Below are 15688 nucleotides of genomic sequence, written 5' to 3' on the forward strand. Positions count from 1 at the left end.
GGGAGACGCACAATGGCACGCATGCGATTCCTGTGTGATGCCGAGCGTTGCATCGAGTGCAACGCCTGCGTCACCGCCTGCAAGAACGAGCACGAGGTCCCCTGGGGGATCAACCGGCGTCGGGTCGTCACGATCAACGACGGCAAGCCCGGCGAGCGGTCGATCTCGGTCGCCTGCATGCACTGCTCCGATGCGCCGTGCATGGCGGTCTGCCCGGTGGACTGCTTCTACCAGACCGACGAAGGCGTGGTCCTGCATTCCAAGGACCTGTGCATCGGCTGCGGCTACTGCTTCTACGCGTGCCCGTTCGGGGCGCCGCAGTACCCGCAGGCCGGCAACTTCGGTTCGCGCGGCAAGATGGACAAGTGCACCTTCTGTGCCGGGGGCCCGGAGACGGACAACTCCGCCGCCGAGTTCCAGAAGTACGGCCGCAACCGTCTGGCCGAGGGCAAGCTCCCGCTGTGCGCGGAGATGTGCTCGACCAAGGCGCTGCTGGCCGGCGACGGCGACACGGTGTCGTCGATCTTCCGCGAGCGTGTGGTGGCCCGTGGCTTCGGCTCGGGCGCCTGGGGATGGGGCACGGCCTACGGGCTGAAGGGCTCCTGACCGGCAGGGGAGCGCGCCGGCGCTGCTGTGTCGGCGCGCTCCGCTATCCACACTGAGGCACGATGGGCGGCGCCGCGGTCGCAGCCGGTTGGCTGTGGCGTGGCGCCGGTCCTCGCGTCGGACCGGGACGGTGATGATGAATTCTGGACATCGAAGGTTTGTGGTCGTCGTCGGCCTGTTGGCGGTGGCGGCACTCGCCGGTTGCCGCGAGCAGGAGCAGGGTCGGCCCCTGACCTACGAGAAGGGCGTCTATCAAGGACAGCCGGACGACGCGCTGGCCGACGACACCCTCGAGACGCTGCGCCAGCGCGCTCAGCGACAGAGCTACAACTGACAATGACGGTCGCCGCGGGCGCGGGCGGCGCCGGGCGCGACGGAGGCGGTATGGCCATGATCGCTCGACGCATTGCGACTCTTCTGGCGGTGCTGACTGTTCTGACCGTGGGCTCGCTGGCCCTGGCACCGAGCCCGGCGCAGGCGCAGACCGGCGGCCAGGTACCCGGCGACAGCCTCGGCGCCACGTCGGACTCGCAGTTCTGGCGGGAGATCCGCCAGGGCATGCCCGGCCAGGTTTCGATCCCGAACGCCCGGGCCGGCGTGCTGATCCAGTCGGAAGGCGACAACTGGCGGGCCGTCCGCAACGGGCCGCTGTCGGTCTACGGCGCCTGGGCGCTGCTCGGCGCGGTCGTCGTGCTGGCGGCGTTCTTCGCGATCCGCGGCCGGATCCGGATCGCGCACGGCCCGGCCGGCGTGACGATCGAGCGGTTCAAGGCGGTCGAACGGTTCGCGCACTGGCTCATGGCCGGGTCGTTCATCGTTCTCGGCATCACCGGGCTGAACATCCTGTACGGGCGCTACGTGCTGATACCGGTCATCGGGCCGGACGCGTTCGCCGCGATCACCCAGTTCGGGAAGTTCGCGCACAACTATCTGTCGTTCGCGTTCATGGCCGGGCTGGCCCTGGCCTTCGTCCTGTGGGTCGGGCACAACCTGCCGCACCGCACCGACCTGATGTGGATGCTGAAGGGCGGCGGCATTCTCGGATCGGCGCATCCGCCGGCCCGCAAGTTCAACGCCGGCCAGAAGATCCTGTTCTGGCTTGTGATGCTGGGCGGTCTGTCGGTCAGCCTGTCCGGGATCGCCCTGATGTTCCCGTTCGAGACCGCCTATTTCGGCAAGACCTTCGCGTTGCTCAACGTGTTCGGCCTGCAGCTGCCGACCGATCTCACGGCCATGCAGGAGATGCAACTCAACCAGGTGTGGCACACCGCCGTCGCGGTCTTCCTGATTGCCGTGATCATCGCCCACATCTACATCGGCTCGCTCGGCATGGAGGGCGCGTTCGACGCCATGGGCTCGGGCCAGGTCGACCTGAACTGGGCGCGCGAGCACCATTCGCTCTGGGTCGAGGAGGTCGAAGCCCGGGAAGCGGGCGGAGGGGCGCGCCGGCACAGCCCGGCCGAATAGGGACACCGGGCCGGGTAGCCGACGCATGCGTCTCGAGGCCTTCGGAGTCCTGGTGGCGGTGATGCTCGCGGCATTGCCGGGGGTGGCCCGGGCGGCCGGGCTGCCCGAGCAGCTGACCGGCCACGGCGGTCCCGTGAAGGGCATCACCGTGGCGCCGGACGGCGATCGGGTCGCGACCGCCAGCTTCGACTACAGCGTCATCCTGAGGGCGTGGCCGAGCGGGTCGGAGCAGGCGATCCTGTACGGCCACGACGCCGCCGCCAACGCGGTCGCGTTCACCCCGGACGGCCGGCGCATGGTGACCGTCGGCGACGACGGGCTGGTGCTGGTCTGGGACACCGAGGGGCCGGCCGAGCGGCGCGAGCCGGTGGCAAGGCTCACCGGCCACCAGGGCAAGATCCTGCAGGTGGCGGTCTCCGGGGACGGCCGGCTGGCGGCGACCGCGAGCTGGGACGGCCGGGTCGGCCTGTGGGCGCTCGACCCGCCGGGCCCGATCGGCATGCTCGAGGGGCACAAGGGGCCGGTGAACGCGGTCGTGCTGTCCGGCGACGGCGGGCGGCTGTACTCGGCCGGCTACGACGGCACCGTCCGGCTGTGGGACGTCGCGGCGCGGCGCGAGATCCGGACGCTGGTACGGCACGGCTTCGGGATCAACGTCATCGCTGTCGACGAGCAGGCGGGCCGCCTGGCCTACGGGGCGATCGACGGCGGCATGCGGCTGGTCGACCTGTCGAGTGGCGAGGTCCGGACCGCGTTCGAGCACGACCGGACCCCGATCCTCGCGCTGGCCGTGAGCCACGACCGCCGGCGGCTGGCGTTCGGCGACGGGCACGGCGTTGTGACGGTGGTTGACGCCGGGCTCGGCCAGGTCAGTCAGGACTTTCCGGCGGCCCGCGGACCGATCTGGGCGCTGGCTTTCGGCCCGCGCGACCAGAGCCTGCTGGTCGGCGGGCTGGGGGCGAACGTCGCGGTCTGGCCGCTCGACCCGCTGCGCCGGCCGGCCGGGACCGCCGGCCGGGAACGGGCCGCGCCGGTCGCCTCGAACGGCGAGCGGCAGTTCGAGCGGAAATGCCGGATCTGCCATACCCTGACGCCGGACACCGCACGCCGGGCGGGGCCGACGCTGTACCGCCTGTTCGGGCGCCCGATGGGCTCGGTGGAGGGCTATCCGTACTCCGAGGCGTTATCGGCTGGCGGCCTGGTCTGGACCGCGGAGACCGTCGACCAGCTGTTCGCCCAGGGCCCGGAGCACTTCCTGCCGGGCACCAAGATGCCGTTGCAGAAGATGACGAACGCCCGTGACCGTGCCGACCTGATCGAGTATCTCAAGCAGGCGACCCGCTAGCTGCCGGGCCGTCGAGGGAGGAAACGATGAAAGCTTTCGTCTCCGCGTGCGTCGCGATGGTCGTCATCGCCGTCGCTGCCTGGGCGGTGCTCCACTACGCGGTCGACGGCTCGTCGCAGACCGCCAACACCGCCGACCGCGGCTCGGTCCGCCTCAACTGAGCGCGCCGGTCTCGCGGCGGGGCAGGGGACCGTTACCGTGGAGCAGGGCCGCCGACCGCCGGAGTTGATGACCACCCGCGACGTGGCGGCGTATCTGCGGATCAAGGAACGCAAGGTCTACGACCTGGTGGCGAGCGGCGACATCCCGGTCAGCCGGGCCACCGGCAAGCTGCTGTTCCCGCGCGACCTGATCGAGGCCTGGGTCCGCCGCCGGGTCGACTATCGCGGCGACGCCACGCCGCTGCTGCCGCGGCCGACGGTGTTCGCGGGAAGCCACGATCCGCTGCTGGACTGGGCGCTCCGCGAGTCCGGGTCGGAGATCGCCACCTTCTTCGACGGCAGCCTCGACGGCCTGCGGCGCCTGGCTGCCGGCCGCGTCATCGGCGCCGGCGTCCACCTGTTCGAACCCGAGGGCGGCGACTGGAACCTCGGCCATGTGGAGCGGATGCTGCCGGGCCAGCCGGTGGTCCTGATGGAGTGGGCGCGCCGCCGTCAGGGGCTGGTGGTGCCGGCCGGCAATCCGCGCGGAATTGCGGGTGTCGGCGGGCTGGCGGGCTGCCGGGTAGCCGCCCGTCAGCCGGGGGCCGGCAGCCGGGTCCTGCTCGACCATCTGCTGGCCGGGGCGGGGCTCGCCCCCGGGGCGGTCACCCTGCTGGACCCGCCGGCCCGCAGCGAGTCCGACGTGGCCCTTGCGGTCGGCGAGGGGCGGGCGGACGCGGGCCTGGCGATCGAGAGCGTGGCCCGCCAGCACCGCCTCGACTTCGTGCCGGTCGCCGAGGAGCGGTACGATCTGGCCCTGTGGCGCCGGGAGATCTTCGAGCCGCCGATCCAGCGGCTGCTGGCACTCGCCCGGTCCGCCGCGTTCGCGGCGCGTGCCGGCGACCTCGGCGGGTACGACGTCTCCGGATTCGGGACGATCCATCGCAACGGCCCCTGACCGGCAGCCCGGCACGCGGCCGCATTAACGTTTGTTCATCTCGGCGCAAGGCGCCGGACGGGTTGGCACGCCATCTTCGGTCGCGTGCGGCGGGGTGTTCCGCCGCCAACCGATCGAAGGAGGTAGTCGATGACTGTCGTGACCGAACGCCGCCGCCTGCCGGCGTCCGGCGCCCGCGGGACGGGATCCGGAATCCTGCGTCGCGGCGCCGTCGCCCTGGCCGGCGCCGGCATCATCGTGTGGTCGGGCGTCGCGTCCGCGGCGACCGGTGGATACGCCGACCTGGTGGACAAGGTGGCGCCGTCGGTGGTGGCCGTCTTCACCACCCAGGCCCGGCCTGCGACCGAGGCCGGCCCGTCGCCGTTCGGGCCGGGCAGACCGTTCGAGGACTTCGCCCGTCGCTTCGGCATCCCGGTTCCGCAGCTCGGGCCGCAGAACCAGGGACCGGCACACGCCCTCGGGTCCGGGTTCGTGATCGATCCGAGCGGCTACGTGGTCACCAACAACCACGTCGTCGACGGCGCCACCGAGGTGAAGATCAAGCTGGCCGACGCCGAGGAGTACCCGGCGACCGTAATCGGCACCGATCCGGAGACCGATCTGGCGCTCCTGAAGGTGTCGGCGCCCAAGCCGCTGCCGGCCGCGACGTTCGGCAGCTCGGCGTCGCTGCGGGTGGGCGACGAGGTGATCGCCGTGGGCAATCCGTTCGGTCTGGGCGGCACCGTGACGGCCGGTATCGTGTCGGCCCGCGGCCGCGCCATCGACAACGGCCCGTATGTCGACTTCATCCAGACCGACGCCGCGATCAACCGCGGCAACTCGGGCGGGCCGCTGTTCGACACCGACGGCCAGGTCGTCGGCGTCAACTCCGCGATCCTGTCGCCGAACGGGGGCTCCGTCGGAGTCGGGTTCGCGATCCCGTCCGACACGGTGAAGGCGGTGATCGCGCAGCTGAAGGACAGCGGCCAGGTCGAGCGCGGCTGGCTCGGCGTCTCGGTGCAGCCGGTGACGCCGGAGATCGCCGCCGCCATCGGCCTGGAGGACCGGAACGGCGCCCTGGTGGCGCAGGTGGTTCCCGGCGGGCCGTCCGACGGGCATCTGCGGCCCGGCGACGTGATCCGGTCGGTCGGTGGCAAGACGGTCGAATCGGTCCGCGAGCTGCCGAAGCTGATCGCGGCGTCGCAGATCGGCCAGACCGCCGAAATCGGCCTGATCCGCGACGGCCGACCGCTGGACGTCGCGGTCGAGATCGGGCGGCGCGAGCCGAAGACCGCCGGCCTGACGCCGGGCGGCGGCAAGTCCGAGCGCACGGCGGCGCTGGGCCGGCTGGGCGTCACGGTGGCCCCGGTGACCGACGAGGTCCGCTCGTCGCTCGGCCTTGACGAATCGGCGCAGGGCGCGGTCGTCACCAGCCTGAAGCCCGACGGTGCGGCGGCCAAGGCCGGCCTGGTGACGGGCGACGTGATCGAGCGGATCAACGGCCGGGTGGTGCGGGCGCCGCGCGATCTGGAGGCGGCGGTGCACGACGCCGGCAACCCGAGCGTCCTGGTCCTGATCAACCGGCGCGGCAGTACGCTGTTCGTCGGGATCAGGCTGGCGGACGCGTGACCGGACGACGGACGGCCCCCCTCCGTTGATCCGGCGCCGAGCCCGGCCGCAGCCCCCGCGGCCGGGCTCTCGTGCGCGCGACCGGTCCGACGATGTAGACTGCGGCATCAACCGAACCAGCGAGGCCTGAGGTGACCCGCAAGATCCTGATCGTCGAGGACGACGACGAGACCGCCGGCTATGTCGAGCGCGGCTTCGTCGAGCAGGGCTACGGCGTCGACCGGTGCGCCGACGGTCGCGAGGGCCTGTTCCTGGCGACCGACCGCGCCTACGACGCGATCGTGCTCGACCGCATGCTGCCCGGCCTGGACGGGCTTTCGGTCCTCAAGGCCCTGCGGGCGGCCGGGGTGCGCACGCCGGTGGTGATCCTGTCCGCCATGGGCGCGCTCGACGAGCGGGTCCGCGGGCTGCGCGAGGGCAGCGACGACTACATCGTCAAGCCGTTCGCCTTCGCCGAGTTGCATGCCCGGGTCGACGCGCAGATCCGGCGGGGAAGCGCGAGCGACGAGGCCCCGACCTCGCGCCTGGCGGTCGGCGATCTCGAGCTCGACCTGCTGTCGCGCAAGGTGACGCGGTCCGGTCGGCCGATCCCGCTGCAGCCTCGGGAATTCCTGATGCTGGAGTTCCTGATGCGGAACGCCGGCCGGGTGGTGACCCGGACGATGCTGCTCGAGGGGGTGTGGAACTACCACTTCGACCCGCAGACCAACGTCATCGACGTGCACATCAGCCGGCTGCGCCAGAAGGTCGACAAGGACTTCGACACCCCGATGATCCACACGGTGCGCGGCAGCGGCTACATGCTGTCGCCGGAGGCCTGAGGGTGGCGCCAGCCCACGTCGTGCGGGTGCGCTGGTGGCGGTCGGTGACGGTCCGCCTGGTGCTGGCGTCGACCGTCGCGTCGACCCTGATGATCGGCGCGGTCTTCGGCTTCCTGTACTGGCGGGCGATCGGGGTGGTCGAGCAGCAGGCGTCCGACACGGTCGCCTCCGAGCTGCGCGGGCTTGTCGAGCACTACGGCAGCGTCGGCCTGCTGGAGCTGATGCGCACGGTGCAGCAACGGTCGGCGGTGCCGACCGAGGCCGAGCCGGTCTATCTGGTGGTCGACGGCCTGGGCAATCGGCTGGCCGGCAATCTTCTGGCCTGGCCGCCGACGGTGCCGCCGGACGGCCAGTGGCGGAAGGTCGAGCTGTACCGGCGCGGCGAGGCGAACCCGATCCTGATCGGAGCCCGCGGCTACGAGCTCGCCGGCGGGGTGCGGCTGCTGGTCGGCCGCGCGCTCGACGGCCGGGTGAAGATCCAGGATGCGATCGGCGAGTCGCTGCTGTGGGCTCTGGCCGCGCTTTGGACCATGGCGGTCGGCGGCGGCATCCTGCTGTCGCGTACCATTCTCCGGCGGGTCGGGGAGGTTGCGGCGATCAACCGCGAGGTCATGGTCGGCGAGCTGGGGCGGCGGGTTCCGGTGCGCGGCTCGGGCGACGAGTTCGACCGGCTCGCCGACTCCATGAACGACATGCTGGCCCGGATCGAGGAACTGATGGTCGGCATGCGGACGGTCACCGACAGCGTCGGCCACGACATCCGCAGCCCGCTGACCCGCCTGCGCAACCGGCTGGAGCGGGCTCGCGCACCGGGAGCCTCGGCGGGCGAGCGCGACGCGGCGCTGGACGACGCGGTGGCGGACGTCGACCTGACCCTCGACCTGCTCGGCCGCCTGCTGGACATCGCGCGCGCGGAGTCGGGGCTGCAGCGCGGCGAGATGTCGGAGGTCGACCTGGCGGCAGTGGCGCGCGACGTGGTCGACCTCTACGAACCGATCGCCGAGGACCGGGGGCTGACGATCGAGGCCTCGGCGGAGCGGATCGTCCCGGTGTCGGGGCACGCCGAGCTGCTGGCCCAGGCGGTCTCGAACCTGGTGGACAATGCGACCAAGTACGCCCGCTCGCGGATCCGCGTCGAGGCCACGCTCGGGTCCGGCGGCGCCCGGGTCACGGTGACCGACGACGGCCCCGGCATCCCGCCGGAGGATCGCGAGCGCGCCACCCAGCGGTTCGTCCGTCTCGATCCCAGCCGGTCCGGCAAGGGGGCCGGCCTCGGCCTGAGCCTGGTGGCGGCGGTCGCCCGGCTGCACGGCGGCGAACTCGTGCTGTCGGATGCCGGCCCGGGCCTGAAGGTCGAGCTGGCGCTGCCTTCGCTGGTCGCGCTCGACGATGAGACAATTGGTCCCGGCCGGCCGGCCTCGCTCGACGCGCCGGTCTCGGGATATCAAGACGTCGTGGCCGGCTGACCCGGCCGCACGATGCATTCGATCGGGTACCGGCGATGTCTGTCCTGCACGTTCTCGAAGTGGAAGCCCTGGTCGGCCTCAGCGTCTTCGGGGTGGCCTATGGCGCGATCACCCTGGTGCTGTGGAAGCTCGGCAGGGATTCCGAGCGGCGCCGGCGCGAACGCCTGCTGCGCGAGCCCGCCGGCAGGGACTGAGGTCCTCCCGACTGCCCTCCGACCCTCCCGTCGCATGACGTACCCGGCCGTCGGGCTTGGCGCGTACAGGCGCGGTGTGCAGACTGTGCCGGTCCGGGGCCGGGGGTGTGGGGCTTGGCAGGCAGGAAATTTTAAACTTAAAATATCCGCCTGAAGGATAGGGAGTTGCCGGGAGACGGTCGCCAGAAGCCGTTGCCCGGGTGTCGGACGAGGCTGTGGTACTAGGGAGACGGACATGCGCAAGGTTCTGACGGCGGCCCTCGTGGCGGCCGGCGTGGGGATGGGTTTCGCCGCGAACGCGGCCGAGCCCATGAAGATCGGTATGATGCTGACGCTGTCGGGACCGCCGGCGGTGCTCGGCAAGCACATCAGGGACGGGTTCCAGCTGTTCGTGGACCAGCAGGGCGGCAAGCTCGGCGGCCGCGACGTCGAGATCGTCGTCGCCGACGACGAGTTGAAGCCGGACGTGGCCCTGACCAAGGTCAAGGGCCTGTTGGAGCGCGACAAGGTCGACTTCGTCGCGGGCGTGGTGTTCTCGAACATCCTGCAGGCGATCTATCGCCCGGTGACCGAGAGCGAGACCTTCCTGATCGGGGCGAACGCCGGCACCTCGACCTTCGCCGGCAAGGGCTGCAGCCCGTACTTCTTCTCGACCTCCTGGCAGAACGACCAGATTCACGAGGTCATGGGCAAGTACGCCCAGGACAAGGGCTTCAAGAGCGCGTTCCTGCTGACGCCGAACTATCAGGCGGGCAAGGATTCGGTCGCCGGGTTCAAGCGCCACTTCAAGGGCGAGGTCGTCGACGAGGTCTATACCAAGCTCGGCAACCTGGACTTCTCCGCGGAACTGGCGAAGATCGCCGCTGCCAAGCCGGAAGTGGTGTTCACCTTCATGCCGGGCGGCATGGGCGTGAACCTGGTGAAGCAGTTCAAGCAGGCCGGGCTCGACAAGAGCGTGACCTTCCTGTCGGCGTTCACCGTCGACGAGACCACGCTGCCGGCGACCAAGGACGACGCGGTCGGCCTGTTCTCCTCGTCGCAGTGGACGCCGGACCTGGACAACGCCGCCAACAAGGCGTTCGTCGAGGCCTTCGAGGCGAAGTACGGCTACGTGCCGTCGCTGTATGCCAGCCAGGGCTTCGATGCGGCCCAGCTGATCGACTCCGCGGTCAGGGCGGTGAAGGGCGACCTGTCGGACAAGAAGGCGGTCGGGGCCGCGCTCAAGAAGGCCGACTTCGCCTCGGTCCGCGGCGATTTCAAGTACAACACCAACCACTTCCCGATCCAGGACTACTACCTGGTCAAGGCGGTGAAGCGGGCCGACGGCATGTATGCCACCTCGGTCGTCGAGAAGGTGTTCGACGACTACGGCGACGTCTACGCCTCCGAGTGCAAGATGAAGTGAGGCGGGGCCGGCGAATCCACCTCCGGCGTCTTCGGGCGACGGGTGGGTCCCGGCTCTCCGCGGCTTTGCCGCTCCGACCGGGATGAGGGCAGGGGGAAAACCCCACGATCCCTCATCCCGGACCGTCGCGCCATGGGCGTGACGGAGCCGGGACCCACACGGCGACGCGCGCTTACACGCACTCGGAGGATGCGATGACGGCGACCCTGGTCGCGGTCCAGGTGCTGAACGGACTGCAGCTCGGTGTGCTGCTGTTCCTGGTGGCCGCCGGGCTGACGCTGGTGTTCGGGGTGATGGACTTCATCAACCTGGCGCACGGCGTGCAGTACATGCTCGGCGCCTACCTGGCGGTCTCCTTCTACGGGTTGACCGGCAACTTCTTCGCGGCGCTGGTGCTGGCGCTGCTGGCGGCGCTCGCCTTCGGTCTGCTGCTGGAGTTCCTGGTGTTCCGGCACCTCTACGACCGCGACCACCTGGACCAGGTGCTGGCGACCTTCGGGGTCATCCTGTTCCTGAACGAGGGCGTCCGGATCGTCTGGGGGGCGGCACCGCTGTCCTATCCGATCCCGGCGCTGCTCGGCGGGACGATCCCGCTGATGGAGGGCTTCGGCTACCCGATCTACCGGGTGGCGATGATCCTGGCGGGGCTGGCGACCGCGGTCCTGCTGTGGGTGGTGGTGACCCGCACCCGGGTCGGCATGCTGGTGCGGGCCGGGGCCACCAACCCGCGCATGGTCTCGGCCCTCGGCGTCAACATCCGCCGGCTGTTCATGATCGTGTTCGGGTTCGGCGCCATGCTCGCCGGCTTCGCCGGGGTGATGGCCGGTCCGATCCTGTCGGTCGAGCCGGGCATGGGCGACGGGGTGCTGATCCTGGCCTTCGTGGTGATCGTGATCGGCGGCATCGGCTCGATCCGCGGCGCCTTCGTCGCGGCCCTGCTGATCGGTCTGGTCGACACCCTCGGACGCTCGTTCATGACCGACATCTTCAAGGCCTTCCTGGCGCCGGCCGCCGCCAACCAGGTCGGCCCGGCGATCGCCTCGATGCTGATCTACCTGCTGATGGCCGGCGTGCTGTTCTTCCGGCCGTCCGGCCTGTTCCCGGCGGCCGGGCGATGAGCGCGCCGACGGCCGAACCGGCCGGCTCGACCGGTGTCCGCTGGAGCGTGCCGCTGGTCCTGCTGGTGCTGCTCGCGGCGGTTCCGGCGGTGGCCAATGCCGCCGATATGGGCTTCGTGACCTCGTTGGCGACCCGCATCATGATCTACGCGATCGCCGCGGTCAGCCTGGACCTGATCCTCGGCTACGGCGCCATGGTCAGCTTCGGGCACGCGGCATTCGTCGGGATCGGCGCCTACGCGGTCGGGATCGCGTCGGCGCACGACCAGTGGAACGCGGCCGTCACCTTTCCGGTCGCGATCGTCGCCGCCGGGGCGTTCGCGCTGCTGACCGGCGCGATTTCGCTGCGGACCCGCGGCGTCTACTTCATCATGATCACGCTGGCCTTCGGGCAGATGGCGTACTTCACCGCCAGCAGCCTGTCCGACTACGGCGGCGACGACGGCCTGACCATGTGGGGGCGCAGCGAGTTGTTCGGCACCACGCCGTTCGAGGACGACACCGCGTTCTACTACGTGGTGCTGGGCTGCCTCGCCGGCTGCTTCCTGTTCGCGCGGGCGGTCGTCGGCTCGCGGTTCGGGCGGGTGATCGCCGGCGTGCGCGAGAACCGGCTGCGGATGCAGGCGGTCGGCTTCAATCCCTATGTCTATCAGCTGGTCGCCTACGCCATCGCCGGGATGATGGCCGGGCTGGCGGGCGCGCTGCTGGCCAACCACGCCGAGTTCGTCAGCCCGTCCTACATGGCGTGGCAGCGCTCCGGCGAGCTGATCATCATGGTGGTGCTCGGCGGCATGGGCACGCTGCACGGCGCGATCCTCGGGGCGATCGCCTACCTGACCCTCGAGGAGGTGCTGTCGCACTGGACCGAGCACTGGCGGGTGATCTTCGGCCCGCTGCTGATCCTGGTGGTGCTGTATGCCCGCGGCGGGCTCGGGCGGCTGATCGGGCGGAGCGGCGGCGATGGCTGAGCCGATCCTGGTCCTGGAGGGCCTGTGCAAGGCGTACGGCGCGCTGACGGTCACCGACAACCTGTCGATGGCGGTGCAGGCGGGCTCTATCCACGCGCTGATCGGTCCGAACGGGGCCGGCAAGACCACCCTGATCGGCCAGGTGTCGGGGCAGATCGCGCCGGATGCCGGGCGCATCCGGTTCGCCGGCCGCGACGTCACCGACCTGCCGATGCACGCGCGCTGCCGGCGCGGCCTCGCGCGGTCGTTCCAGATCACCACGATCCTGCCGCGCTTCACGGCGCTGGAGAACGTGGCGGTCGCCGCCCAGGCGCATGACGGCCACAGCTTCCGGTTCCTGCGTCCGGCAGCCGCCGAGGCGCGGCTGAACGACGCCGCGATGCAGGCCCTCGAAACCGTGGGCCTCGGCGACCGTGCGGCGATACGGGCCGGCGCGCTCAGCCACGGCGAGAAGCGCCAGCTCGAGATCGCCATCGCCCTGGTCATGAAGCCGACGCTGCTGCTGCTGGACGAGCCGATGGCCGGCACCGGCCACGAGGAGAGCGAGCGGCTGGTCGCCACCCTGGAGGCGCTGCGCGGGAGCCTGACGATCCTCCTGGTCGAGCACGACATGGACGCGGTGTTCGCGCTCGCCGACCGGATCTCGGTGCTGGTCTACGGCCGGGTGATCGCCGAGGGCGCGCCGGACGAGATCCGGGCCGACCCGGAGGTGCGGAGCGCGTATCTGGGCGAGGAGGGCGCGCCATGAGCGCACCCATGCTCAGCGTCGAGGACCTGACCTCCGGCTATGGCGACAGCCAGGTGCTGTTCGGCATGAGCTTCGCGGTGGCGGCCGGCGAGGTGGTCACCCTGATGGGCCGCAACGGCATGGGCAAGACCACCACGGTCGCGACGGTCATGGGGCTGCTGCGGCCGACCGGTGGTGCCGTCCGGGTCGAGGGCGAGGCGGTCCAGGGCCAGCCGCCATACCGCATCGCCCAGCGCGGCCTGGGGCTGGTGCCGGAAGGGCGGCAGGTTTTCCCGACCCTGACGGTCGAGGAGAACCTGGTGGCGACCGCCGCCAACCGCCGGCCGGGGGCGGCGCGCTGGACGGTCGACAGCGTGGTCGAGCTGTTCCCGCGGCTCGGCGAGCGCCGGCGGCACCTCGGCGGCCAGTTGTCGGGCGGCGAGCAGCAGATGCTGGCGATCGGCCGGGCGCTGATGACCAACCCGAAGCTGCTGATCCTGGACGAGGCGACCGAGGGCCTGGCGCCGATCATCCGCGAGGAGATCTGGGGCTGCCTCGGCCGGCTGAAGGACGAGGGCGAGGCGATCCTGGTGATCGACAAGAACGTCTCGGCGCTGCTCGGCCTGGCCGACCGGCACTACGTGGTCGAGAAGGGCAGGGTGGTCTGGCAGGGCGACACCGCGTCGTTCCGGGCCGACGCCGGCGTCATCGAGCGGTACCTGCATGTGTGACGCGCACGTTTCCGTCGACAGGCGGGTCCCGGCTCTCCGCGGCTTCGCCGCTTCGGCCGGGATGAGGGGGCGTGGAAGACTCCGATTCCACCTCATCCCGGCCGAAGCGAAGCGGAGAGCCGGGCCCCAAGTGCGGTGCCGTGCCGGACGCGTCGCCTGGCTGAAGGCCTCAATCCGGGTCGACGTCGTCGCCGGCGCCCAGCGCGCGCTGCATGATCACCACGTCGACCCAGCGCCCGAGCTTGAAGCCGACCGCCTTCAGGTGCCCGGCCTCGTGGAAGCCGAGGGCGGCGTGCAGCGCGATCGAGGCGGTGTTGCCGCGGTCGCCGATGACCGCGATCATCTGCCGCCACGGACCGGCCTCGCAGATCTCGATCAGGGCGGTCAGCAGGGCCCGGCCGACGCCGTGGCGGACCGCCTCGGGCGCCACGTACACCGAGTTCTCGACCGTGTAGCGATAGGCCGGGCGGGGCCGGTAGGGGCCGGCATAGGCATAGCCCAGGACTCGCCCGTCGGCCTCGGCGACCAGGTGCGGCAGGCCGCGCTCGACGATCGCCAGCCGGCGCGCCGCCATCTCCTGGACGTCCGGCGGGACTTCCTCGAACGACCCGAAGCCGTGGGTGACGTGGTGGGCGTAGATCGCCTGGATCGCCGGCAGGTCGTCCGGGGTGGACGGTCGGACAAGGATGCTCGGGTCGGACATGTCGGTTCCTCTGGCCCTGGTCCCCGATACGGTGGCGGGACGCGCCGCCGCGCGCAAGTCGCAGCGACGGCGGGGCTGCCGGGGCCGTGTTTCACTCTTTCCGCAAGCGCCACGAGGAGGTGAGCGATGACCATCATGACCGCAGGGATCACGCAGGCCGGGAAGGGCCAGGACGGCGTGGTCTGGAACATCCTGGGGCAGACCTACTACCCCAAGCAGGAGAGCGACAGCTCGTTCACCTTTGAGACGTTCTTTCCTGACGGCACCTTCGTGCCGCCGCACATCCATCCGACCCAGGACGAGTTCATTTACATGCTGGACGGCACCTTCGACCTGGTGCTCGACGGGCAGGGCCTGCAGGCCAGCACCGGCGACCTGATCCGCATGCCGATGGGCCTGCCGCACGGCATCTTCAACAAATCAGGTAAGCCGGTGAAGGCGCTGTTCTGGGTGACCCCGTCGCGCAGCCTGCGCACCCTGTTCGAGCGCATCCACAACCTGACCGACCCGGCCGAGGTGGTGCGGATCGCGGCCGAGCACGAGGTCGAGTTCCTGCCGCCGCCGGACGCCTGACCGGGGCGACGCCGGACCGTGAGGCTGGCTCAGGCGGTTTCGAGCTCCGAGCGGAGCCGCTTGACCCAGTCCCGGTTGGTCGCGTCGGCGAGCTTCCTGACGCCCAGTTCGACCCCGTTCGCGATTTCGGGATCGAGCCCGAGGCGGTCCAGCACCCGGCGCAGGGTTCCGACCGGGTCGTCGGAGAGCGCGTCGTAGGACAGGCGAAGCGGCTCGATACCCTGCTGTTTGAACCAGGCCTCCCATTGGTGGTCGTAGGCCGTCATGGTCTCGAAGCAGGCCCTGAGCCGGGCGCTGTCATAGACCGGTTCCCGGGGCGCGGAGAGCCGTTCCAACTCGGTGCCGTCGGGCGCTACGTGCCACAGCCCGGTCTGCTGCGCCTTCACGTACGAGACCGCCTGGTCGACCTTGTCGGGCCGGGTCAGGTGGATGAACAGGGTCCGGCCGAAGGCGGCCTCGAAGCGCTGAACGTCGTTCGATCGCCCCGGATACAGGACCGCGAGCTTGCCGGTGAAGTAGTCGAAGCTGTGGCGCTGCAGCCGCAGGCCGAAGATCGAGGTCCCGCCGCGGCCTTCCGCGATCGCGGCCCTGAAGATCGCGCCCAGGATCTCGGGTTCCGAGGCGCCGGCGGCGGGAGCGAGCCGGTACTCGGCGATCCAGTCGTCGATCGACGGCTGATGGAAATGCGAGTCTGGCTTCCCGGCGACGCCGGTCGCGGCCAGCAGGCTGCACAGCAGGGTGCTGCCGCTGCGCGGCGACGTGCAGATCACATACGCGTCGTAGTTCGCCATTGTCGCGTCGATGCCGTCGGTTCTGGAGCGTCTGCGGCTTCATAGCCGTTCGTCGACTGCGACACCA

18 protein-coding genes are annotated in these 15688 nt (G+C 70.7%); 16 read left to right on the plus strand and 2 right to left on the minus strand.

The window, feature by feature from the left end:
- Window positions 1–12: 12 nt before the first annotated feature.
- From fdh3B to IE246_RS07105, 15 genes are all read left to right on the plus strand, one after another.
- Window positions 13–606, plus strand: coding sequence for a formate dehydrogenase FDH3 subunit beta (gene fdh3B, locus IE246_RS07040; protein ID WP_189988260.1), 594 nt, complete (start codon window positions 13–15; stop codon window positions 604–606).
- Window positions 607–742: 136 nt separating this feature from the next.
- The gene (locus tag IE246_RS07045; protein WP_189988261.1) at window positions 743–940 is read left to right on the plus strand and encodes a hypothetical protein; all 198 of its coding nucleotides are present in this window, start codon (window positions 743–745) and stop codon (window positions 938–940) included.
- 56 nt (window positions 941–996) lie between these two features.
- Window positions 997–2073 carry a formate dehydrogenase subunit gamma gene (locus tag IE246_RS07050; RefSeq protein ID WP_229836585.1) on the plus strand — a complete coding sequence of 359 codons (1077 nt, stop codon included), beginning with the start codon at window positions 997–999 and terminating at the stop codon, window positions 2071–2073.
- 25 nt (window positions 2074–2098) lie between these two features.
- Complete coding sequence (locus IE246_RS07055; protein WP_189988263.1) at window positions 2099–3418, plus strand: c-type cytochrome; 1320 nt, start codon at window positions 2099–2101, stop codon at window positions 3416–3418.
- A gap of 26 nt (window positions 3419–3444) precedes the next feature.
- Window positions 3445–3579 carry a hypothetical protein gene (locus IE246_RS28115; protein ID WP_268245269.1) on the plus strand — a complete coding sequence of 45 codons (135 nt, stop codon included), beginning with the start codon at window positions 3445–3447 and terminating at the stop codon, window positions 3577–3579.
- Between the two features lie 67 nt (window positions 3580–3646).
- Window positions 3647–4516, plus strand: coding sequence for a substrate-binding domain-containing protein (locus IE246_RS07060; protein WP_229836588.1), 870 nt, complete (start codon window positions 3647–3649; stop codon window positions 4514–4516).
- 129 nt (window positions 4517–4645) lie between these two features.
- Window positions 4646–6124, plus strand: a complete 1479-nt coding sequence (locus IE246_RS07065) for a trypsin-like peptidase domain-containing protein (RefSeq protein WP_189988265.1) — start codon at window positions 4646–4648, stop codon at window positions 6122–6124.
- Between the two features lie 131 nt (window positions 6125–6255).
- The gene (locus IE246_RS07070; RefSeq protein WP_189988266.1) at window positions 6256–6945 is read left to right on the plus strand and encodes a winged helix-turn-helix domain-containing protein; all 690 of its coding nucleotides are present in this window, start codon (window positions 6256–6258) and stop codon (window positions 6943–6945) included.
- A 2-nt stretch (window positions 6946–6947) separates the two neighbouring features.
- Complete coding sequence (locus IE246_RS07075) at window positions 6948–8411, plus strand: sensor histidine kinase (protein ID WP_189988267.1); 1464 nt, start codon at window positions 6948–6950, stop codon at window positions 8409–8411.
- Window positions 8412–8446: 35 nt separating this feature from the next.
- Window positions 8447–8605, plus strand: a complete 159-nt coding sequence (locus tag IE246_RS07080) for a hypothetical protein (RefSeq protein ID WP_189988268.1) — start codon at window positions 8447–8449, stop codon at window positions 8603–8605.
- A 235-nt stretch (window positions 8606–8840) separates the two neighbouring features.
- A complete protein-coding gene (locus IE246_RS07085) occupies window positions 8841–10010 on the plus strand; it encodes an ABC transporter substrate-binding protein (protein ID WP_189988269.1) in 1170 nt (389 codons plus the stop codon).
- A 194-nt stretch (window positions 10011–10204) separates the two neighbouring features.
- Complete coding sequence (locus tag IE246_RS07090) at window positions 10205–11128, plus strand: branched-chain amino acid ABC transporter permease (protein WP_189988270.1); 924 nt, start codon at window positions 10205–10207, stop codon at window positions 11126–11128.
- Window positions 11125–12096: a branched-chain amino acid ABC transporter permease gene (locus tag IE246_RS07095; protein WP_189988271.1), complete on the plus strand. Its 972-nt coding sequence runs from the start codon at window positions 11125–11127 to the stop codon at window positions 12094–12096. The genes IE246_RS07090 and IE246_RS07095 overlap by 4 nt, the downstream gene beginning before the upstream one ends.
- On the plus strand, window positions 12089–12844 hold the full coding sequence (locus IE246_RS07100) for an ABC transporter ATP-binding protein (RefSeq protein WP_189988272.1): 756 nt from the start codon (window positions 12089–12091) through the stop codon (window positions 12842–12844). Before IE246_RS07095 ends, IE246_RS07100 begins: the two co-directional genes overlap by 8 nt.
- Window positions 12841–13554: an ABC transporter ATP-binding protein gene (locus IE246_RS07105; RefSeq protein ID WP_444545903.1), complete on the plus strand. Its 714-nt coding sequence runs from the start codon at window positions 12841–12843 to the stop codon at window positions 13552–13554. Before IE246_RS07100 ends, IE246_RS07105 begins: the two co-directional genes overlap by 4 nt.
- Window positions 13555–13723: 169 nt before the next feature.
- Here the strand turns inward: IE246_RS07105 and IE246_RS07110 are convergent, their stop codons facing one another.
- A complete protein-coding gene (locus IE246_RS07110) occupies window positions 13724–14257 on the minus strand; it encodes a GNAT family N-acetyltransferase (protein ID WP_189988273.1) in 534 nt (177 codons plus the stop codon).
- Between the two features lie 126 nt (window positions 14258–14383).
- Between IE246_RS07110 and IE246_RS07115 the strand changes: the two genes are divergently transcribed.
- The gene (locus IE246_RS07115) at window positions 14384–14830 is read left to right on the plus strand and encodes a cupin domain-containing protein (protein WP_189988274.1); all 447 of its coding nucleotides are present in this window, start codon (window positions 14384–14386) and stop codon (window positions 14828–14830) included.
- 29 nt (window positions 14831–14859) lie between these two features.
- Here IE246_RS07115 and IE246_RS07120 read toward each other — a convergent pair whose 3' ends face one another.
- Entirely contained in the window at window positions 14860–15621 is a 762-nt protein-coding gene (locus tag IE246_RS07120; protein ID WP_189988275.1) for a Stf0 family sulfotransferase, read from the minus strand.
- Window positions 15622–15688 lie beyond the last annotated feature (67 nt).

The organism is Thalassobaculum fulvum (genome assembly GCF_014652915.1).
Classification (GTDB): domain Bacteria; phylum Pseudomonadota; class Alphaproteobacteria; order Thalassobaculales; family Thalassobaculaceae; genus Thalassobaculum_A; species Thalassobaculum_A fulvum.